This window comes from Myroides odoratimimus (genome assembly GCF_004337635.1).
Taxonomy (GTDB): Bacteria; Bacteroidota; Bacteroidia; order Flavobacteriales; family Flavobacteriaceae; genus Flavobacterium; species Flavobacterium odoratimimum.
Map to the genome: position 1 here is coordinate 14,394 of NZ_CP037428.1, position 19,900 is coordinate 34,293.

The window sequence follows — 19,900 nt, forward strand, 5'->3', positions numbered from 1 at the left end:
ATTAAAGGTGGCGAAGCCACCTTTGATAAAAGATTTTTTATAATGCTGGGCTATGTTTTCCTTTGTTGCTTCCGTTTGGATGTCTTGAACAAGAACTTGCTGTTAAACTGGAAATACTTGACCTTTCAGTTCCACAATATTTACAAGTGTATTTTGATTTTTCAGAACCTTCGTAAAGTTTGTGTTTTCCCTTATTTGAACCTAAAGGATGTCTTGAGCAAGAGCTTGCGGTTAAACTTGAAACACTTGAACGATCAGTTCCGCAATACTCACAATAAAATTTAGCCATATTAATTTTGGTTTTTGTTAGTGCTTACTCTTTATGGTTTTTCAGCTTCCACCGATAATTCTGCAAAGCTAAAATTTTAATAAGTCAAACTATGTCGTTTGGCACGGTCGTCTTTCCAAGATTGCAGGTAACTCTCAAATATACGCAATTACATTAATTTAGGAAATTATTTGTTTATTCTTATCAACATAGATATAAAACGGTATATAATAAAAAGATATAGTGCGTAATTTGTATTGTAATTTTAAATTTTAATGCGGTTTTATATAAAATATATACAAAATACGAATATGGAAATTTCGGTGTTTATAAGCTCTTTTATTATATTGATTTTTTACAAATGAACATGATAATAATCCCACCCACCCTATTTCAAAGTTAAATTTCTATCTAACTGTTTAATACTTTACACCCGGGAAATAACCCCTTGCTGTAAACAATTAAACAATAAATTCACAAAACACAACCTCTTAAAATCGGTTTAGTTTTTAGTCGTTCATTTTACGATAGAAATTAGTGTGTTTATCCCAGTTAAAAGGAAAAGTAATTAATGTTTTAATTTATTCTTTTTGCTTGGTTTTTATTGTTCCATCAACATATTGAAAAAAGATCTTCCTCTTTTTACATCATTCTACTCGGAGTAATCGCCATATATGGTTTTTTTGTTGCAAAATTATTGCCTATTCCGCTTTATAAAAATCTATTGAGGTTTCTACTTCTTAAGAACTACAAAAATAGATATCACCTTAAAATCGTCATTATTTGTAGGAAAAATAACGCCAATTTTCAGTTTATCTATCGTGTATTTCTAACTCGCAGACACTCCTAAATATATTTACCAGTCGAATCCATTTGTCAGCTTCAGTTCTGTAGCGGCCAATGGATTTTTCCTTTTATAAATCGTTCGGTAGGCAATAGTTCTATTTCGCACAGAAAAGCCATAAGCGACAACTCACGAAGAATGATTAATAAAAATTGTAGAACTATTAAATATTATTTTATTATGGAAACAAATGTAAAAACTCGCCAAGCAAAAAGAACCATTAAAACAACAGAAAAGAGCCAAGCTCAAACTACAAAGAATAATTATAACGATTTGTTTTTTAGTTCAATTATTGAACAACTGCAAAGCGTAGAAGAGAAACATTGGCAACATTTTTTAAAAGAAAATGTATCTTTTATGCCTGCTAATAGACTTTCTTTACAATCTTACACACGATTAAACCAATTTATATTGGCACTTGATATGTTGATAAATAAGCGTTCAAATTGCTACTATGCAACTTTTAACCAAATTACTAAATCAAAAGGTAAAGTAAAAAAAGGTTCAAAGTCATTACCAATACAATACTTTAGTTATGATATTAGACATAAAGAAACGGAAGAACGTATTCAACTTGCTGAATTTAAGGCTTTAGATAGCACAAAACAAAAAGAATATCGAGTAAAAAGCTTTATGAAGTATTATCGTGTATTTCATACGGATAACATTGAAAATATAAATGATTGTGACTTTCCAATTATTGCAGATATTGAATTCATTGAGCTTGACGAATGTGCCGAAAAATTTATTAATGATTTAATTGAAACCAAAAATTTATCCTTACAACATCTAGTACAAGGCGAAGCGTATTACGCTCCTGGAAAAGATGAAATACATTTACCAAAACCGCAATATTTCAAAAATAAGGGAGCGTATTATTCAACTGTTTTTCATGAAATTATTCATTGGACTGGACACAAAGATAGATTAAACAGATTAGACCAAGATTTTGAAGACGGTAGAAATAAATATGCTTTTGAAGAATTGGTTGCTGAATTGGGTTCGTTATTGTTTTCGTTAGAATTTAATTATTCGGAGCAGTTTATTAATTCAATTATTTATTTAAAAAGTTGGTTAAAGCATACAGCTGAAGAAAAAAAACATCAAATTTTAGAAGAGGCTTTTAGTTATGCGAATAGAGCAATAAATTACCTTAAATTATAACCCTTTTACGCCTTTTTAAATAATAAAGGGCGTAAAAATTCGCCCCTCCGGGGCGGATTGAATTATTTAGTGAAACCTTATATTCGTACCTTAATATTTTTCTTACCCACCCACCCTATTTCAAAGTTAAATTTCTATCGACCTCCTTTAATACTTTACACTCGGAAAATATTTCCTTGTTGTAAATAATTAAAGGGTACATTCACAAAACAAATCCTCTTTTAATCGGATTAGTTTTTAGTTGTTCTTTTACGATAGAAATTAGTGTGCTTAACCCATTTGTTATTAAGTGTTTATAAAATATATGTTTTATAAACGATAATAATATATAAATATATGTTTATATGTAGATATATTAATATTTAACTATACAAATATTTGTATATCAATATATTTTGAATTATTTTTGATGAAAATTAATAGATGAAATATGGCTAAGATCATTTTATTTACTCATCAGAAAGGTGGTGTTGGAAAAAGTACATTATCTTATAATGTTGCAAATTTACTTAACCAAGATGCGAAGGTTGGCTTAATTGATTGGGATTATCAAGGTACTTTACTTCAAGTAAAAGACTTAAATGACCAATTGACGTATATTGATGTGGATCGTAAAATTAATAAAATACCGCATGAAGATTTCGATTTCATCATTATCGATACACCTCCTTACCTATTCGAAGAAATACACTCATTGGTACAACAAGCTGATTTAATTGTAATACCAACGCAAGCGAGTATTAATGATTTATTAGCTATTGATAAAACTGTACAGATTATTAAAGATAATAATGCTGTAGATCGATCTTTAATCGTTTTTAATAGAATTAAAGCTAATTCATCACTTAAAGATAGATTAAGTGAGAATTTTAATGAGTTGGATGTTCCTATTGCTAACACTGTAATCAACGATTATGATGCAATTACCAACAGTATTGTAACCAAAGGAGTTGAAGGAAAGCACAAAGCGAGTAATCAACTTCAGAATTTGACAAGAGAATTAATGATTAAACTTTTAAGTAATGGCTAATAAAAAAGTAGATTTATCTGCATTAGTAAATCAGGTAAAAAAAACGCAAGTAGAAACACCAGTACAAAAAGTGGTGCCGGTACAAAAATCTTCAACGTCTGAAAAAGGATTGTATGTAAAAGTTCCGAGTGAAATGATTACGTTCCTTAAAAATAAAGCATCATTGATTGAAGGAATGACTGTGAAAGAATTGATTAATACTGCATTAGTAAACGTTTACGAGGAAGAATACAATGAATTCTTAAAGCGTTATCATGGAAAAATCAAATAAAGTATATGTAGTAAATGTGAAGCTCTTAAATGGTAACTGGGTTAAATATCGTGCTGTACAAGGATCAGCTGGAGTAAAACGCCTGGTTAAGTATTTTGATGAAAACTTTATAGGAGAAAACAAATGGTTATTCTGTAATGTTTATGAGAAAGAAAGTCAGCAACAAGTAGCTAATTATTTAAACGGTAAGAACCCTACCCGACCCTAAAATAAAAGAGGAGCCGAAGCCCCTCTTTCGAAAAACAAAATTTATTTTGTTTTCCTTTTCGTATTTCAAATATACGATTAAATTTTATTTGGTCACTAAAATAATTATTAAATTACAGCACTTTAACGAGAAAGAAAATTATAAGTCATGAATCAGGAAGAAAAAGATAATAAAGTAAAGGAAACGTTTAGCAGCAATAAGATTGCTGATAAGGTTAAGATTTCTAATGAATTTTATCGAGATCTATTTTTTCATGAAGATAATGGCAATTTTGTTGTTAAAGAATCTATGCCAATTGAAGCGAACCGTATTATAATTAATATTTTAAATACCTTACGAAACAAACAGTTCCAATATGGAGTTTCAGATGAGAGTTTTCAATTGGATTTATTTAAAAAAACATATTTAGAAGACGACGAATCTTATGCTAAAATAGTAATGAGAACTGCGGATATTTCTAAATCAAGAAATTTAGAGTTAACTAAAAAAGGACTTCAGTTTCTAGTTAATTATAAACAAGAATGGCATACTGTCAAGTTTTATAATTCAAAAGGGGAAGTAGAAAAAAAACAATTTTATGGTGGTTTAATTATTGATCCAACCATTTATAAAGGGCAAGTATCTTTTTATATTAATCCTTATTGGTTTAAAAAGATAGTAGCTTTAGCTAATTATAATTACGTTCTATACTCCTTAGTCTATTCGGTAAAATCTCATAAACAGTTCCTCTTTGCACTCTGGCTTAATACACTTAGAGAAGATGGAACTAAGGTTACATTAGAATATATGAATAGAACCTGGGGAATTAATTACAAAGATCTAAGAACGCTTAAAAAAGGCTTTTTAGACCCGATTAAAAAAGTATTAGACAAATCCTCTTCTTTCTCTTTTAATAGCTCTGTAAATGGAAATTACATAGGTATAACGAGATATCAACTTAAATCCATTGGAAGTGGCGCAGCAGAATCTATAAATTTATCAAGTCAGGACAATCAATTCAAATTATATAAACTTTCTTATATTAAGAAAAGACATAACCTGACTAAAAAAGAGTTAGAGCATATAGAAAAAATATTTGATATGGATTTTGGTGCAAAGTTTCTTTTTAGCAGTGCATATAAGAATCTGGTTAAAAAATATAATACAGCAAGAAGAAAAGATAACAACAAACCTTTAATTACTGATATTCCTTTTTCAGCATTGTTAGATGAAATTCAAGAAGAAGTGATTTCTCTTTATTCTGCGACGAAGCATGCTCAAATATCCCCTAAGGGCTACCCAATATTTAATGCTCCTTTTTAGGAGCATTTTTTATTATTATCGAGATTCCACTACCCATCAGGATAAAAGACTATTAATAAATCAAGGAACTTCTCTTTTAAATTTCGAGATTCCACCACCCATAATTAAGAAAAATCTATAGAATTTAAGTTGAATTTGCAGTACTTACGTAGTTTCAACAAAATTATTTTTTATTAATATTATCGAGATTCCACTACCCACCATTAAGAAAGATTATTATTAAACCAAGGAAGTTCTCTTTTAAATTTCGAGATTCCACTACCCATTACACCTTAGTGAATTAAAAATAAATGAGATAGGTCGTTGATGACATTTAGGTTCTATGTTTTATTTATTTAAAATTTTGCATCTAACATAAGATTCGAGATTCCCCTACCCATTACTATATAAGCACTCTGATATATAAAGATAACTTAATATATATTTCGACATTCCACTACCCATATTGTATTAATATCTTAGCTATCATTACTTTATTAATATGTATTCATACAATTGAGTATATATTTATACCGTTTATATTAATATACCTTATTTATTTATCGTATCTTTATATGAGTTACTAATTCAAAATCGATATTTCACTACCCAAAATTCAATAAAGAACAACTATTTTCTTTTATTTCGAGATTCCACTACCCATAATTATGCATTTTATCTATTTAATATTCGACATTCTACTACCCATCGAACTTTTTTTGATTTTAGAGTCAGTTTTTAAGGTGAAAAATCGAGATTCCACTACCCAAAAATCGACATTTCACTACCCACGTGAGTTTATTTCGACATTCTACTACCCAAAAATCGACATTCCACTACCCATTTAATCGACATTCTACTACCCATATCTTCGAGATTCCACTACCCAAAAAAGCCTAAAATAAAGAGTGTAAAACATTAATAAACAATGTTTTATGCCTTAAAAAAACGGTTACTTAAAATTAATATTAAAATTAATATTAAAATTAAAATAAGAAACGTTCAAAATCATATTCCCATTCTAAAAAGAATTTTTTTAATCATTTACCCATTTTTGATAAAAAAGTCCGAAAAGGAAAGACGATATTTCACCAGTGCCCGGCGAATTTTTGTAAAAAATAGCTAAGTTTATAGAATGAAACGAGTTGGTACATGTCCCATTTGCAACAAAGGGCAGCTTTTAGAGTTTGAGGATAAATTTCAATGTAATTTTGTTGAAAACAATAAGCAGTTGTGCAATTTTTTTATTTATAAATCGTATTCGAAAAAAAATATCACTCCAGAAATGCTATTTGACTTGCTTCACAATTACGAAACAAAATTTTATTCAGATTTTGTGGACGATAAAGGCGAAAAATTTGAAGCTGCATTAAAAATTGTACACGGTTATATCAATTATAAGTTTCGAAATCAAATTGTAGATAATGTTAAGTGTGTTAATTGTGATGGCGGAATTCTAAGAACAAAGCAAGGCTGGGGGTGTGAAAATTATTTTAACCGTAAATGTGGAATGTTTATTTACCGTTCTTATAATGGAACTGTAATGAATGAAGATAATGTAAGATTATTAGTTACTGGCAACTACACTCCTTTTTTAAATTTTACTTCAAAACAAGGTATTAATTTTCAAGCAAAACTTTTTGTAAATGACAGTACTTTTCAAGTGCAATTTGATTACTCTTTAGGAGATTGTCCGAAGTGTAGCGGTGCTGTATTGAAAATGGAGAAATTCTTTGGTTGTACTAATTATCTATCAGATTTAAGATGTGATTTTATAATTTGGCCATCAATTTTTGACTATAATTTATCTTCTAATGATGTAGAAATATTACTTAGAGGAGATCAAACTGATGTTAAATCTTTTAGGTGGAAAGATAAAGAATTTGAGGGTAGGCTTTCATTAGATGAAAACTTTAAATGCAAAGTGTTATAATAACTTACTTGTTATCACATATCTAAAAATATATATGTATAGTAATATATATAAATAGATATATATAACGCTATATGTATATTTAAATATAAAGATAGTTTTATATTTAAAAATTGTTTTATAATTTAGTCTTACTTTTTAATATGATTATGGTAATTTTAAGCTTTAATATATTAATGAAATGTTCCTCCATATAACTGTTTCAAATGCTATATTTGTATAAAATAATATTATAATGAAAAATCTTTTAGAACAATTAAACACAGAATTTGAAACATTCAATTCAGATGCTCAATTGCAAATTGAAAAAGAAAATAAATCTGCTGGAACAAGAGCGAGAAAATCATCTTTAGCTTTAGAGAAACTTTTAAAAGAATTTAGAAAGTTATCTTTAGAAGCATCTAAAAAATAATAGTGAGGCCGTATACATTAGCATACGGCTTTTTTTTTATTGCAATACATATAAATATATACATATATATAAATATAAATACATGTATATATACTTTTACAACTAAGGCAACTAGTTATACATATCTATACATATCAATTAATTTTTAATTGAAAAAAAATTATATATTTTTATATATAAATATAAAAAGTCACTTCATGGAGATAACTGGGGAACAATTAATAGCTGCAAATAAGATATATAATTATTTAAATAGTATTACTGATTTAGATCTAACATTAAAAAATAATTGGACGGATATCAGCAGTGATATGATTGAGTTTTTGCAATCTCCAAAACTTATAACTTATTTAAAAACAAATACTGATGTTAGAGGTATTTTAAACCAATCTGATTATAAATGTATTAAAGGAGAAATATTGAAAGACAGTAAATTTATTACAAATTGTGTTGTAAAATTCAATATCAATGATGAGATATTTAGTCCAGAAGAAAAACAGGGGGCTTTAGATTTTTTCTTTGGAAAAAATGAATAAAATTATTTTTTCATTCTTTTATCTCTGATCAAAGCATCTACAACTCCCAGTATCACAACTTCGTCACTTTCATCAATTGTTACACTTTTTGCATAATCACTATTCAAAGCCACTAAGCGATTATTCGCTTTATCGTATCGTTTTAATGTATATTCGGAGCTATTAATAGAAACTACAATATCATCACCATCTATAGGATAATAGTCGGAACGTATAATGATAATATCGTTTTCTAAATATTCAGGATACATGGATAATCCTTTCACACGATTTACAAATGTACTTTCTACTTTAGACAGATATCGTTCGTCTAAACTGATCCGATCACTTAAAAAATCTTCTGCAGGAGAAGGAAATCCAGCACGAATTCCTCCACATACTTGAACATATTTTTTTTCTCCTTCTGCATGGATGGTTAGATTTTCTAATTCAGTTCCAAAATAAGGTGCTTTTTTAAATGTTATCATTGTATGGTAAGTATATCATTCCACTTTGTTGTATAGTTAGGACTTAATAAATCTTGTCTCATTTTCCATGTTTTATCTAATGCTTGAGAACCAATTTTTAATTTTTTAACTCCATATTTAAAATTCATTTGATCCATAACATTCATTAATTTTCGATGCTTTGGATGTTCGTCTTCGAATAAATTGAATTGTTTTTCACTTTCGGGTGTTATTCCACCAACTATAACTCCTGCTTTTTTATAGGCATACCCTTTTTTATAAATAGCATCTAATCCAATTTTTGCATATTTAATAATCTCAATAGATGAATTAGTAGGGAAGGGGATGGTTACATTGATTGATTGATAATACTGTGGCTTATTTTCTTGAAATCGATTCGTAAAAATAAAAACAGTTACAAGTTGACAATTGCTGTGCTGGTTTCGTAATTTTTCGGCACAAGTTGCAGCAAAAGTTGCAATGCGTTCCTGTAAATAGGTTTTATCTTCATACGTTTTATCAAAAGATCTTGTCGTAGCAATATTCTTTTTTGTTTTTACATCTTCAAGTTCCATAGCAGATATACCTTCTAACTCTTTTTTTAATCGTAAACCGACTACAGTAAATTCCTTTCGGACATATTCATCAGGAAGTAAAGTAAAATCTAATGCTTTATTTACTCCTTTTGCCTTTAATTTTTTAGCAAATTGTCTACCAATACCCCATACATCTTCGATATCTAACCAGCGTAGTGCTTTAATTCGTTTTTCTTCTGAATCAATAGCATATACTCCTTCTAATTGCGGATATTTTTTAGCTATTCTATTGGCCACTTTAGTCAATGCTTTTGTGGGAGCAATTCCAATACACGTTGGAATTAAAGTGTTTTTAAGCACTTCTTTTCGTATCTCTTTTGCATATGATACTAAATTATAATTTTCATATCCCTTGAATTGTAAAAAGCTTTCATCTATCGAATAAACTTCTAAATCAGGAGTGTATTTTCTTAGTATTCGAGTTACACGGTTACTCATATCGCCATACAAAGCATAGTTTGATGAAAATACATTTACATTATTATCTTGAAATAACTTTTTGTATTCAAAAGCGGGTGCTCCCATGGGGATACCTAATGCTTTGGCTTCGTTAGAACGTGCAACAACACAGCCATCATTGTTGCTTAACACAACAATTGGCTTATGCCGTAATTGAGGATTAAACACCCTTTCACAGCTTGCGTAAAAATTATTACAATCTACTAAAGCATACATTTTGCAAAATTATTAAATTAGTAAACGTGCTAAAGTTAAATTATCATGATGCCAAGAAACGTCGTTTGTTTAGCGTTAGATTTAGGAAATTCATTAGAACCTGAACATATATCTAACATTGAGATTGTAGCGAAAAATTTAGTAGATTTTAATAATCGTTTTCAAACAGAATTTTATCTTTTTTATGATACGGATGGATATACTTTTGAAATTCCTGAACAATTTATAATTAATGATTTATTAAATTGGTTCGTTGAAGGTATTGGAGAATTATTAGCTTTTTCATATTCTCCAACTCGAGACAGTTATTTTGATTTAAATGCTTATTTAAATGATCGTAAAACAGAGTTAGATTTTTTACATAGTTTTGAAATGTATAACAATTATCGTCAACGTTATATTGATTATGCCCCCTTAGGATTTTTAGAAGAGGAGTCGTATTTTTTTATAAAAGAAAATCTTACTAATTTGATATTAGACTATTCCCGGAATTTTAATTGATAAGACCAATTCTGCAAGTTTTTTAATTTTAATAGGCGAAGTATAAAATTATTTATTTTCGTTTATTTTGTTTGTTTCGTTTATTTCGTTTAATTTTGTGTAAAACAATTTGACTATGGAAACATTAGACTATATAAAAAGACCCACTAAGAAAGAACAACGAGTGGCTATTGAATCTTATTCAGCACTTTCTTCAATTTTATCACAATTGAAGAATGATGATACAGAAATAGAAATCGAAGAAACAAATGACAGAATTAAAATACCTTTTAAAGCTTTAAAGCTTTTAAGTGAAATTTTGAAGTCAATGAGTGAAGGAAATCCAATATCTATTGTACCTATTGCAACGGAAGTCACTACTCAAAAAGCAGCTGAAATATTGGGTTGTTCAAGACCTCATTTAGTTAAACTTTTAGAGCAAGGCGAAATTGATTTTACAATGGTTGGAAGACATCGTCGTATTTTATTTGAAGATGTAATCAAATATAAAAACGAAATGAAGCAAAAACAGAAAAAGCATATCATTGATATTATGAACTTTGATGATGAAATAGGTTTATATGATTCATAGTGTACGATACAAAGCTGTTCTTGATACCAATGTAATATTTCCTATCGTGATTAGAGATTTATTATTTTGGTTTGCTCATTATGATTTATATACCCCAAAATGGAGTAAAATCATTTTTGATGAATGGAAATCTGTAATGATTCGAAAGGGAGTTGAATCTTCCCAAGCAGAGAAGCGGATAAACGTTGCAAATTTGGCATTTCCCGATGCTTTAGTACTAAATTATGAAGGTTTAATTGATAATTTAAATTTACCTGATAAAGATGATAGACATGTATTAGCTGCTGCTATTAAAGTCAATGCCAATATTATTGTAACTAATAACTTAAAGGATTTTCCAGATGATTATTTAGACTCTTTTGGATTGAAGGCAGTTTGTGCGGATGATTTTCTTACAGATATCATTGATTTAAATCCAAAAATAGCCCTCCAAGCTTTTAAAGATTTGGTATTAAATCGCAAAAACCCGGCAATGGATGAATTTCAAGTATTAGAAAGTTTTAGAAAAAATGGATTAAATCAAACAGCAGATTATTTACATGCTTTATTGTAATTAATGATACCAAAAATCGACCGTTTTATGGGACTACTTTTTAGTAGTCCTTTTTTTATTTTAAATAGTACTTTTTATCGTTATTTTTATTAGTTTTATAAAATAATCTTTTACAGTACTATTTTATGATTATTGGATATGCGAGAGTTTCTACAAAAGACCAAAATTTAGAAAATCAAATTGAGCTATTGAAGCAACACCAATGCGAGAAAATATTTTCGGATGTAGCAAGTGGGGTAAAGGAAGATAGAAAAGGTTTATTAGAACTTTTAGAATTTGCTCGACCAGGTGATACCATTTTGGTTTATAAGAACGATCGTATTTTTCGTTCCTTAAAAAATATGGTTGATTTAATTGAAACATTCAATCAAAAGAAGATTCATTTCAAATCGATAACAGAACCGGAGTTTGATACCAATTCAGCCAATGGGAAATTTTTACTTCAAATATTTAGTGCTGTTGCCGAATTTGAACGCAACCTAATCAGCGAACGAACCAAACACGGTTTAGAAGGTGCACGAAGACGTAATGAAACCTTAGGTAGACCTAAAGGTATTTCTAAAGAAACTTTAGAAAAATACCAGTACGCAAAGCACCTTTACGATAATAAAAAATTAAGTATTGATAACGCTTGTAAACAAGCCGGTTTAAGTAAAACTACTTTTTATAGGGTAGAAAAAGAAAAATAAAGTTTTAGATGACAATTAATGACGTCCTAATGTTTTATTTTTAAAAAAATATTTTATGGAAACATTTATAGAAATAAATGGGGTAGAGGTTGAAATAACTAAAATCTACCAAATTAAAACTTATGATTCTTTAATTGAAGGAACAGCCAATAAAGAATTAAATGATGATATTTTAGTTGATATAAAACAACGTGCTAAACGTATTTTTTATCGAAGTTCTTATTATGTCATGGATCCAAGAGAAAATCCGAATGATGATTTTCCTCAATATTGTATTATTTTAGAATTAATGGTTTTTAATACATTTCAAGATCCTGATAAAGATTATTCTGCTTTAACAGTAATTTGTTTTCAAGATGAGTTTGCATTTCCAATAAATGAAGAAAATTTAATTCATTTGAAGCAAATACCTTTTGGGTTATTGTGTAATGAGTATAATTTTTAGACAGATGTCAACAAATAAAAATGCATTAATAAGATACAAGACACTTGATAAATGTTTAAGTAATAAATACAAAAGATATTATATCAACGATTTAATTCAGGCATGTAATGATGTGTTGTATGAACATTATGGTGAAGAGGTTACAGTTTCTAGGCGTCAAATTTTCAATGATCTTGAATTCATGAAAAGTGATGCAGGATATGAAGCTCCTATTGTATCTGTTAGAGATGGAAGGAAAGTATATTATACATATGAAGATCTTAATTTTTCTATAGTACAAAAACCTTTAACCAATGACGAATTGTCAATTTTAGAAAATACAATTGAATTATTGAGTCGGTTAAAAGGAATTCCTGGAATTGAGGGTATTGAATCTGTAGAAACAAAATTAATGAATGTAAGTAATGAAAATTCAGTACAGAAAATCATCTCCTTTCAAGAAAATGAATTTTTAAAAGGTTTAGAATTTTTGACTCCATTATATAATTATATAAAGAATTGTCAAGTTGTAAAACTTACTTACAAACCTTTTACACATACAAACTCTACGTCATATATTATAGCTCCATATTTTTTAAAACAATACAATAATCGTTGGTTTTTATTTGGGTGGAATTACGAATTAAATAAAATACAAAACATAGCATTAGATCGAATAGTAAAGTTGGAGTCAACAACTACTGAGTTGTATTGTAATTCTACTATAGATTTTGATGAATATTTTGAGGATATTATTGGTGTAACTAATTTTGAAAATAATGAAGTTTTAAAGGTAAAGATTCAGTTGTCTGATAGTATAATTCCTTATATTGAGTCAAAGCCGATACATGGTTCTCAAAAAATTATTGATAATATTTTACACTTATCAGTAAAATATAATTATGAATTAGAAAGTTTACTTCTTTCTTACGGTGAAAATATTAAAGTATTAGAACCTCATTTTTTAATTGATCGATTAAAGGAGAGAATCAATAATTTAAAAAATATTTATTAATGCAGTATAATTGCACAGGTCGTCTGTATTTTTGTAGTGTTAATCTTTAATATTTGTTTTATGAGCGTTACAAAGACTACTTCAGAAGTTAATATGATCACAAGTAATTTATTACATGATATTAGAAAAATAATTTCATTAGATAATTATATCGTTTTAATTTATTTAGTTTCACTAAATAAGATTGGCGCTATTTCTATTTCTGAAACATTACCAAACGATGATATGAAGAAGAGCTTATTAGCTCAATTAAGAAATTCGGAGTTTATAAAGAATGTAAATCCTTTATTTATTGATGTTTTTCACACAGTTATTAATAAGCTATCTTATAATGAGTTAAATAGTCTGTTGTATGTTTTAAAAGACTTTTCTATTGATGATCATCTTTTATCTGATTTCTTTGAAGATTTAATTTATAAAATATCTTTAAGCCAAGGTAGAATTGCTTCAGAATACTTACAACCTTTAGAATTAACTCATTTTATAAAGGGTTTGATTTCTAAAGATGAAGGTCAGAAGATTTATAATCCATTTGCTGGTATAGCTTCTTTTGGAGTTATTGCAAATGAAAAGGATAGCTATTATGGACAAGAATTAGTACCAACCTCATGGGGTATTGGGCTATTACGATTGATTATTAATGGAAAAGATCATCAAAACTATGTTTGTGATGATTCAGTTTCAAATTGGTTAGGCACTTCTCAAAAATTCGATGTAATTGTAGCTAACCCACCATTAAATGTTCGGCTAAATGAGAGAATTGAAGGGCTTAGATTTCTTGAAGATTTTTATATAAGTAAAGGGTTAGATGCATTAGCAGATAATGGATATTTAATTTCTGTATCTTCTTTTACTTTACTTACTTCTACTATGTATCGACCTTTAATTCAAAAATTAGTAGATAATGATTATTTAGAAGCTATCGTTTCATTTCCTTCTAATATTTTATTGAATGCGAGCATTCCTTTTTATGTACTTATTCTAAACAAGAATAAGGCTGAAAAAGGAGTAGTTAAGTTTTTCGATGCCAAAGATTTTAGTATTAAGTCCAATAAAATTTTTAAAATTGACGATTCTAATTTATTAGAAGCATTTAAAAATTCTAAGGATAGGAATGTTGTTAGAAAAATTACGAATGAGCAAATTAAAGAAGAGGATTACAATTTACAAGTTGGTAGATATTTTATAGATATTGATTTTAATTTAGGCCATCCATCTAAATTAGGTAATATACTTACACCTGTTTCTTTAGTAAATGATAGAAATATATCAAGATTCTATAAATTGAGTTTAAATAATCTTTCTGATAATATTTTGAAGAAAGATATTGATAACTCTACACTAGAAATTGTAAATGATCATGATGCTCCTAGATTTATGAATATTTTAGGTAGAAATGCTCTTATTATTTCTACCGTAAATAATATTAAAATTGGGTTTTTCAAATTTGATGGTACACCAGTGTTACTTCCAAGAGATTTTTATGCAGTAACTTTTGATGATGATTTAATTGATGCCAATTATTTAGTTTCCGTTTTATTATCTACAAATGTTCTGGAACAGTATAAAAAATATTCTAAAGGAAATGTACTGAGTAGAATATCTAGAAATGATTTTTTTAAAATCATAGTTTCACTTCCTCCATTAGATACTCAGCATGCTATTTATTTAGATAATTTAAGAGATTATATTGGTAAAAATGAAGAATTAAATCACCTTATTAAGGTTCAAAATTTATTAGACAGTAGCGATAGTAATAGTTTGTTAAGACATGAAATTGCTGGACCTCTAAGAAATATAAAATCTTCATTGAATTTTATACTAAGTATGATGGAGAAAAAAATCTCTTCAGATTTCCCAGAAGTGTTACATTTAACACCACATCCTGCTGTAGAAACAACGTTTAAAGAGTATTTAAATTTTATGAAAAGAGATTTAGATAGAATAAGTGTTTCCGTAAATAAAATGAGTGGAGAAATTGATTTTAGTCAAATGAAAATAGAAGAAATTGATTTGATTTCATTTATTCAAGATTATGTCAATTCTGTAAAGGTTCGTGCGAATAATAAATTTTCTATCGAATTGGATTTTAATGAAATTGAATTAAAATTAAATGGAATTGATCAGCTATTGATCAATGGCGATAAAAATTTGCTTTCCAATGTATTTGACAATTTAATTGAAAATGCTGAGAAGCATGCTTTTAGTTCTGAAGATTTTGAGGATAATAAAATCAAAATTGAATTGTTGTGCAGTTTTGAGGACAATACGGTTCAAATCGATATTTGTAATACAGGAAAGCCTTTACCATCCGACTTAACGTACAATCAATTGGTAAGGAAAGGTGGTTCTTTCGGAATTAATAATGGCAGTGGGATAGGGATGTGGTATGTTAGTGAAGTTCTTAAGAAGCATAAAGGATTTTTAGGGTTTACGGATGAAACGGGGCCTGAAGGTATTGATAGTGAATTTGTAACGTCTATTGAACTAACACTTCCTGTAATTTTTAAAAAATAAAGCGATGATAAATGTACTTTGGATAGATGACGAGCATAAAGTTTTCCAGCCTCTTAAAGATGCTGCAATAATAGAAAATATTCAATTGGTTGGATATGACAATGCTGAAGATGGGTTATTAGAATTGACTAATAATTTCAATCATTATGATGCTGTTATTTTAGATGGAATTTTTTTTACAGATAAAACAAATAGTAAACAAACAGATGAAGCGTTTGGGAATGTTGCAAAAGGTTTACTTGAATTAAGAACAAAGGGATTTATAATACCTGTTTTTATTTATTCCGGTCAACCAAGTTTTGTGAAAGATAGTCATTCATATGTAAATTTATTTAAAGATGAATTTTCTGCAAATGGAAGGGTTTTCGATAAAACGGATGATGATGGTATGCCTGAACTTTTACTGCATATTAAAGAAGCTGTAAAAGATAATGTTTATACTAAAATAAGACATCAGTATTCCGATGTATTCAAATACGTATCTTACATCCCTACTTTAGATAAGCATTATGGAAACTTTTTAGAACTTTTAAAAAATATTGATACCGATCAGGATTTGACGAAAGTTCGTATGATTATAGAAAGTCTTTTCAAAGCTTTAGCTGATATTAATATCATTCCACAAGGATTTACGGAAGAAAAAGGTTGGATTAATGGAACCTCAAAGTTTTTATCCTGCAACCACAAGGATTTTGATTTTTTAGCACCAGATTTCATTCATCCTACGATATGCGAAACTTTATACAGAGTTTTAAATATAGTACAAGATGGTTCACATAACGAAGGTAGCCTTAAATTGAAAGTAGATGATTATTCACGTAAATACACTTCTGGTTATCTTTACAAAAGTGTTGTTTATGGACTACTCGAAATTTTGTGTTATTTTGGTGAATTAATAAAAAACAATCAAGACGTAGAAGAAAATCAATCCCGTTGGAAGAAAAAAAAGATTGTAAAAACAGAAGAAGTTTTTGTTGAAGCCATATTTCAATCGATAAACGAAGCTAATTGGGGAACAATTAAATGTATAGATGGAAAAGAAGTTTCAGTACATCCAAAATCGATTGAAACGCATAATTTAGCAATTGGAGAAATAATTTGGGTTTCTTTGGAATTTAACGAACCAAAAAATAAATATCATATCAAAAACATTAAGAAGAATAATGGCTAAAAAGAAAAAAGAAGAAGTTCAAGAAACCATCGAAAAAACCTTGTGGAAAGCAGCGGATAAGTTGCGTAAAAACATCAATGCAGCCGAATATAAAGATGTGGTTCTTGGCTTAATATTCTTAAAATATATATCCATTGCGTTTGAAAAATTGCATGCAGAATTAACCGCACAAATTGATCAAGGAGCTGATCCTGAAGACAGAGAAGAATATACTGCAGAAAATGTATTCTTCGTGCCACTATCGGCGCGTTGGTCGTTTTTACAAAGTTCAGCTAAACAAACGACGATCGGTAAAATTGTAGACGATGGGATGGATGCTATTGAGGCGGAAAATCCGCAATTAAAAGGAATTTTACCTAAAGTATATGCTAAACAAAATTTGGATCCTACCAGCTTAGGAGATTTGATCGACTTAATTGGTAATATCAACTTTGGCGATACCCAAGAGCGTTCTGCCGATGTATTAGGACACGTTTTCGAATATTTCTTAGGTCAGTTTGCTTTGGCTGAAGGTCAAAAAGGTGGACAGTTCTACACGCCACGTTCGGTAGTAGAGTTATTGGTCGAAATGCTAGAGCCTTACAAAGGTCGTGTATTCGATCCATGCTGTGGTTCGGGGGGGATGTTTGTGCAGTCGGAGAAATTCGTAACCGAGCGTCAAGGTCGTATTGATGATATCTCTATTTTCGGACAAGAATCCAACCAAACCACTTGGCGTTTGGCAAAGATGAACTTAGCCATCCGTGGGATTGATTCTTCGCAAGTGAAATGGAATTCGGAAGGTTCGTTTTTGAACGATGCACACAAAGATTTAAAAGCCGATTATATCATTGCCAATCCTCCGTTTAACGTGAGCGATTGGTCGGGCGATTTGTTGCGTAACGATGCGCGTTGGCAGTTTGGTACTCCTCCCGTAGGTAATGCCAACTTTGGTTGGTTGCAACATTTTATCCATCACTTGGCACCAACAGGGCAAGCGGGTGTAGTATTGGCAAAAGGAGCCTTAACGTCTAAAACTTCGGGTGAAGGAGAAATCCGTAAAAACTTGATCGAAGAAGGTTTGATTGATTGTATCGTGAACTTACCAGCAAAATTGTTCCTGAATACGCAAATTCCTGCCGCCTTATGGTTTATGCGCCGTAAGAAAGTACCGAATCCAAAATTTCGTAACACCGAAAACGAAATCTTGTTTATCGATGCGCGTAATTTAGGGCATTTGATCAACCGTAGAAACCGTGAGTTGAGCAAAGAGGATATCGACTTAATTGCTTCTACCTACCACAATTGGCGTAATTTAGATGGGCAATACGAAGATGTAGCAGGTTTCTGTGCTTCGGTGCCTGTATCTAAAGTAGCGGAGTTGGATTATGTACTAACGCCTGGACGATATGTAGGTTTACCTGATGAAGAAGACGATTTCAACTTTGTAGAACGTTTTACATCATTGAAAACCACTTTAGAAGAACAATTAGCCAAAGAAGCAGAACTGAATGCCATAATTGCGGATAACCTATTAAAAATTGAATTGCCGAAAGATGGAGAATAGCTTATTTAAAAATTCAGAATTAGGTTTGATTCCTTTTAATTGGAATGAATATTCAGTTGAAAAATTAATTGAATTAGAATATATACATAAACCATTGGATGGAAATCATGGGTCTATTCACCCTAAAGGAAAAGACTTTATAGATTGTGGAATTCCTTTTATAATGGCATCGGATATAAATAATGGAAAAGTTAATTTAAAGCATTGTTCATTTATTAGTGAAGAACAAGCAAATTCATTACAAAAAGGTTTTTCTATTGAAGGTGATGTATTACTGACTCATAAAGCTACTCTAGGGAGAACTGCAATTGTTCCGAAGATTTCAACTGATTTTATTATGCTTACACCACAAGTAACATATTATAGAATTAAGAATAATGATTATTTAAATAATAAATATCTTAAATATTATTTTGATAGTCCTTCATTTCAGGGGATTTTAGAGAATCATGGTAGTAGCGGATCAACCAGAGCTTATATTGGAATTACGGCTCAAAGAGAGCTGCCAATCATTATTCCCCCACTTCCCGAGCAAAAAGCCATTGCATCGGTCTTGTCGAGTTTGGATGATAAAATCGACTTATTACACCAACAAAACCAAACCTTAGAGGCTTTGGCGGAAACCTTATACCTTAATTTCATTGGAGAAAGAGAATTTAATAGTAAGCTAAGTAATATATTTTCTTTGCAGAATGGATATGCATTTAAAAGTAAATCATTCAAAGAGTCGGGTACTATTAGAGTAATTAAGATAAAAAATATTTCTGGAGATATAGTTGATATAACAAACTCCGATTTTGTTGATGATGAATCGATAAAAAAATTGGATACAAAGTTTAAAATCAATTCGGGCGATATATTAATAGCTATGACAGGAGCTGAAGTAGGTAAATTAGGTATTGTACCTGAGACAGAACAAAGCTTGTGGTTAAATCAGCGAGTAGGATTATTAAAAGAAAAATTTGAAGGTGCAAAGTATTTAGCATATCTACATTTAAAATCTGATTTCGGTCAAGATTATATTGAAAATACAGCGACTGGAAGCGCTCAACCAAATATATCAGGAGAAGGAATTGAGAATTGTGAATTTCCTTTCTACGAAGAAACAGAGTTAAGGGAAATTTGTAATAAACTTTCTCCACTTTATGATAAAGTGATATTTAATTTAGGTCAAATCCAAACCCTAACTAAACTTCGCGATACCTTATTGCCTAAGTTAATGAGTGGCGAGGTGAGGGTTCAGCTATAA

The 19,900-nt window shown here is 29.5% G+C and carries 21 protein-coding genes; 18 read left to right on the top strand and 3 right to left on the bottom strand.

Annotation, left to right across the window (positions count from 1 at the left end):
- Window positions 1–37: 37 nt before the first annotated feature.
- Window positions 38–289, bottom strand: a complete 252-nt coding sequence (locus E0Z07_RS17840) for a hypothetical protein (protein ID WP_131541110.1) — start codon at window positions 287–289, stop codon at window positions 38–40.
- A 1,003-nt stretch (window positions 290–1,292) separates the two neighbouring features.
- Here E0Z07_RS17840 and E0Z07_RS17845 point away from each other — a divergent pair.
- The 8 genes from E0Z07_RS17845 to E0Z07_RS17880 all read left to right on the top strand — a co-directional run bounded on the left by E0Z07_RS17845 (window position 1,293) and on the right by E0Z07_RS17880 (window position 7,947).
- On the top strand, window positions 1,293–2,276 hold the full coding sequence (locus tag E0Z07_RS17845; protein WP_165868455.1) for a zincin-like metallopeptidase domain-containing protein: 984 nt from the start codon (window positions 1,293–1,295) through the stop codon (window positions 2,274–2,276).
- A 430-nt stretch (window positions 2,277–2,706) separates the two neighbouring features.
- Window positions 2,707–3,306, top strand: coding sequence for a ParA family protein (locus tag E0Z07_RS17850; protein ID WP_090410433.1), 600 nt, complete (start codon window positions 2,707–2,709; stop codon window positions 3,304–3,306).
- On the top strand, window positions 3,299–3,577 hold the full coding sequence (locus tag E0Z07_RS17855) for a hypothetical protein (RefSeq protein ID WP_131541112.1): 279 nt from the start codon (window positions 3,299–3,301) through the stop codon (window positions 3,575–3,577). The genes E0Z07_RS17850 and E0Z07_RS17855 overlap by 8 nt, the downstream gene beginning before the upstream one ends.
- Window positions 3,561–3,785, top strand: a complete 225-nt coding sequence (locus tag E0Z07_RS17860) for a hypothetical protein (protein WP_131541113.1) — start codon at window positions 3,561–3,563, stop codon at window positions 3,783–3,785. The genes E0Z07_RS17855 and E0Z07_RS17860 overlap by 17 nt, the downstream gene beginning before the upstream one ends.
- 147 nt (window positions 3,786–3,932) lie before the next feature.
- Entirely contained in the window at window positions 3,933–5,087 is a 1,155-nt protein-coding gene (locus E0Z07_RS17865; protein WP_131541114.1) for a hypothetical protein, read from the top strand.
- Between the two features lie 1,114 nt (window positions 5,088–6,201).
- A complete protein-coding gene (locus E0Z07_RS17870) occupies window positions 6,202–6,999 on the top strand; it encodes a topoisomerase C-terminal repeat-containing protein (RefSeq protein WP_131541115.1) in 798 nt (265 codons plus the stop codon).
- A 235-nt stretch (window positions 7,000–7,234) separates the two neighbouring features.
- The gene (locus E0Z07_RS17875) at window positions 7,235–7,411 is read left to right on the top strand and encodes a histone H1 (protein ID WP_131541116.1); all 177 of its coding nucleotides are present in this window, start codon (window positions 7,235–7,237) and stop codon (window positions 7,409–7,411) included.
- 197 nt (window positions 7,412–7,608) lie between these two features.
- Complete coding sequence (locus E0Z07_RS17880) at window positions 7,609–7,947, top strand: hypothetical protein (RefSeq protein WP_131541117.1); 339 nt, start codon at window positions 7,609–7,611, stop codon at window positions 7,945–7,947.
- A 2-nt stretch (window positions 7,948–7,949) separates the two neighbouring features.
- Here E0Z07_RS17880 and E0Z07_RS17885 read toward each other — a convergent pair whose 3' ends face one another.
- Window positions 7,950–8,414, bottom strand: coding sequence for a LexA family protein (locus E0Z07_RS17885; RefSeq protein ID WP_131541118.1), 465 nt, complete (start codon window positions 8,412–8,414; stop codon window positions 7,950–7,952).
- The gene (locus tag E0Z07_RS17890; protein ID WP_131541119.1) at window positions 8,411–9,664 is read right to left on the bottom strand and encodes a Y-family DNA polymerase; all 1,254 of its coding nucleotides are present in this window, start codon (window positions 9,662–9,664) and stop codon (window positions 8,411–8,413) included. Before E0Z07_RS17890 ends, E0Z07_RS17885 begins: the two co-directional genes overlap by 4 nt.
- A gap of 45 nt (window positions 9,665–9,709) precedes the next feature.
- Between E0Z07_RS17890 and E0Z07_RS17895 the strand changes: the two genes are divergently transcribed.
- The 10 genes from E0Z07_RS17895 to E0Z07_RS17940 all read left to right on the top strand — a co-directional run bounded on the left by E0Z07_RS17895 (window position 9,710) and on the right by E0Z07_RS17940 (window position 19,900).
- Window positions 9,710–10,165 carry a hypothetical protein gene (locus E0Z07_RS17895; RefSeq protein ID WP_131541120.1) on the top strand — a complete coding sequence of 152 codons (456 nt, stop codon included), beginning with the start codon at window positions 9,710–9,712 and terminating at the stop codon, window positions 10,163–10,165.
- Between the two features lie 115 nt (window positions 10,166–10,280).
- Window positions 10,281–10,736 (top strand): helix-turn-helix domain-containing protein, encoded by a 456-nt coding sequence (locus E0Z07_RS17900; protein WP_131541121.1) that lies wholly within the window; start codon window positions 10,281–10,283, stop codon window positions 10,734–10,736.
- Window positions 10,726–11,289 (top strand): PIN domain-containing protein, encoded by a 564-nt coding sequence (locus E0Z07_RS17905; protein ID WP_131541122.1) that lies wholly within the window; start codon window positions 10,726–10,728, stop codon window positions 11,287–11,289. Before E0Z07_RS17900 ends, E0Z07_RS17905 begins: the two co-directional genes overlap by 11 nt.
- 125 nt (window positions 11,290–11,414) lie before the next feature.
- Window positions 11,415–11,978, top strand: a complete 564-nt coding sequence (locus E0Z07_RS17910) for a recombinase family protein (RefSeq protein WP_131541123.1) — start codon at window positions 11,415–11,417, stop codon at window positions 11,976–11,978.
- Window positions 11,979–12,033: 55 nt separating this feature from the next.
- Window positions 12,034–12,423 (top strand): hypothetical protein, encoded by a 390-nt coding sequence (locus tag E0Z07_RS17915; protein ID WP_131541124.1) that lies wholly within the window; start codon window positions 12,034–12,036, stop codon window positions 12,421–12,423.
- A 4-nt stretch (window positions 12,424–12,427) separates the two neighbouring features.
- A complete protein-coding gene (locus E0Z07_RS17920) occupies window positions 12,428–13,417 on the top strand; it encodes a helix-turn-helix transcriptional regulator (protein WP_131541125.1) in 990 nt (329 codons plus the stop codon).
- Between the two features lie 60 nt (window positions 13,418–13,477).
- Window positions 13,478–15,934, top strand: coding sequence for an N-6 DNA methylase (locus E0Z07_RS17925; RefSeq protein WP_131541126.1), 2,457 nt, complete (start codon window positions 13,478–13,480; stop codon window positions 15,932–15,934).
- Between the two features lie 4 nt (window positions 15,935–15,938).
- Window positions 15,939–17,105, top strand: coding sequence for a hypothetical protein (locus E0Z07_RS17930; RefSeq protein ID WP_131541127.1), 1,167 nt, complete (start codon window positions 15,939–15,941; stop codon window positions 17,103–17,105).
- Window positions 17,098–18,651, top strand: a complete 1,554-nt coding sequence (locus E0Z07_RS17935) for a type I restriction-modification system subunit M (RefSeq protein WP_131541128.1) — start codon at window positions 17,098–17,100, stop codon at window positions 18,649–18,651. Before E0Z07_RS17930 ends, E0Z07_RS17935 begins: the two co-directional genes overlap by 8 nt.
- Entirely contained in the window at window positions 18,641–19,900 is a 1,260-nt protein-coding gene (locus E0Z07_RS17940; RefSeq protein WP_131541129.1) for a restriction endonuclease subunit S, read from the top strand. Before E0Z07_RS17935 ends, E0Z07_RS17940 begins: the two co-directional genes overlap by 11 nt.

Coding starts and splice junctions, on each gene's coding strand:
- E0Z07_RS17840 (WP_131541110.1), bottom strand. CDS start 289: ATGGCTAAATTTTATTGTGAGTATTGCGGAACTGATCGTTCAAGTGTT.
- E0Z07_RS17845 (WP_165868455.1), top strand. CDS start 1,293: ATGGAAACAAATGTAAAAACTCGCCAAGCAAAAAGAACCATTAAAACA.
- E0Z07_RS17850 (WP_090410433.1), top strand. CDS start 2,707: ATGGCTAAGATCATTTTATTTACTCATCAGAAAGGTGGTGTTGGAAAA.
- E0Z07_RS17855 (WP_131541112.1), top strand. CDS start 3,299: ATGGCTAATAAAAAAGTAGATTTATCTGCATTAGTAAATCAGGTAAAA.
- E0Z07_RS17860 (WP_131541113.1), top strand. CDS start 3,561: ATGGAAAAATCAAATAAAGTATATGTAGTAAATGTGAAGCTCTTAAAT.
- E0Z07_RS17865 (WP_131541114.1), top strand. CDS start 3,933: ATGAATCAGGAAGAAAAAGATAATAAAGTAAAGGAAACGTTTAGCAGC.
- E0Z07_RS17870 (WP_131541115.1), top strand. CDS start 6,202: ATGAAACGAGTTGGTACATGTCCCATTTGCAACAAAGGGCAGCTTTTA.
- E0Z07_RS17875 (WP_131541116.1), top strand. CDS start 7,235: ATGAAAAATCTTTTAGAACAATTAAACACAGAATTTGAAACATTCAAT.
- E0Z07_RS17880 (WP_131541117.1), top strand. CDS start 7,609: ATGGAGATAACTGGGGAACAATTAATAGCTGCAAATAAGATATATAAT.
- E0Z07_RS17885 (WP_131541118.1), bottom strand. CDS start 8,414: ATGATAACATTTAAAAAAGCACCTTATTTTGGAACTGAATTAGAAAAT.
- E0Z07_RS17890 (WP_131541119.1), bottom strand. CDS start 9,664: ATGTATGCTTTAGTAGATTGTAATAATTTTTACGCAAGCTGTGAAAGG.
- E0Z07_RS17895 (WP_131541120.1), top strand. CDS start 9,710: ATGATGCCAAGAAACGTCGTTTGTTTAGCGTTAGATTTAGGAAATTCA.
- E0Z07_RS17900 (WP_131541121.1), top strand. CDS start 10,281: ATGGAAACATTAGACTATATAAAAAGACCCACTAAGAAAGAACAACGA.
- E0Z07_RS17905 (WP_131541122.1), top strand. CDS start 10,726: ATGATTCATAGTGTACGATACAAAGCTGTTCTTGATACCAATGTAATA.
- E0Z07_RS17910 (WP_131541123.1), top strand. CDS start 11,415: ATGATTATTGGATATGCGAGAGTTTCTACAAAAGACCAAAATTTAGAA.
- E0Z07_RS17915 (WP_131541124.1), top strand. CDS start 12,034: ATGGAAACATTTATAGAAATAAATGGGGTAGAGGTTGAAATAACTAAA.
- E0Z07_RS17920 (WP_131541125.1), top strand. CDS start 12,428: ATGTCAACAAATAAAAATGCATTAATAAGATACAAGACACTTGATAAA.
- E0Z07_RS17925 (WP_131541126.1), top strand. CDS start 13,478: ATGAGCGTTACAAAGACTACTTCAGAAGTTAATATGATCACAAGTAAT.
- E0Z07_RS17930 (WP_131541127.1), top strand. CDS start 15,939: ATGATAAATGTACTTTGGATAGATGACGAGCATAAAGTTTTCCAGCCT.
- E0Z07_RS17935 (WP_131541128.1), top strand. CDS start 17,098: ATGGCTAAAAAGAAAAAAGAAGAAGTTCAAGAAACCATCGAAAAAACC.
- E0Z07_RS17940 (WP_131541129.1), top strand. CDS start 18,641: ATGGAGAATAGCTTATTTAAAAATTCAGAATTAGGTTTGATTCCTTTT.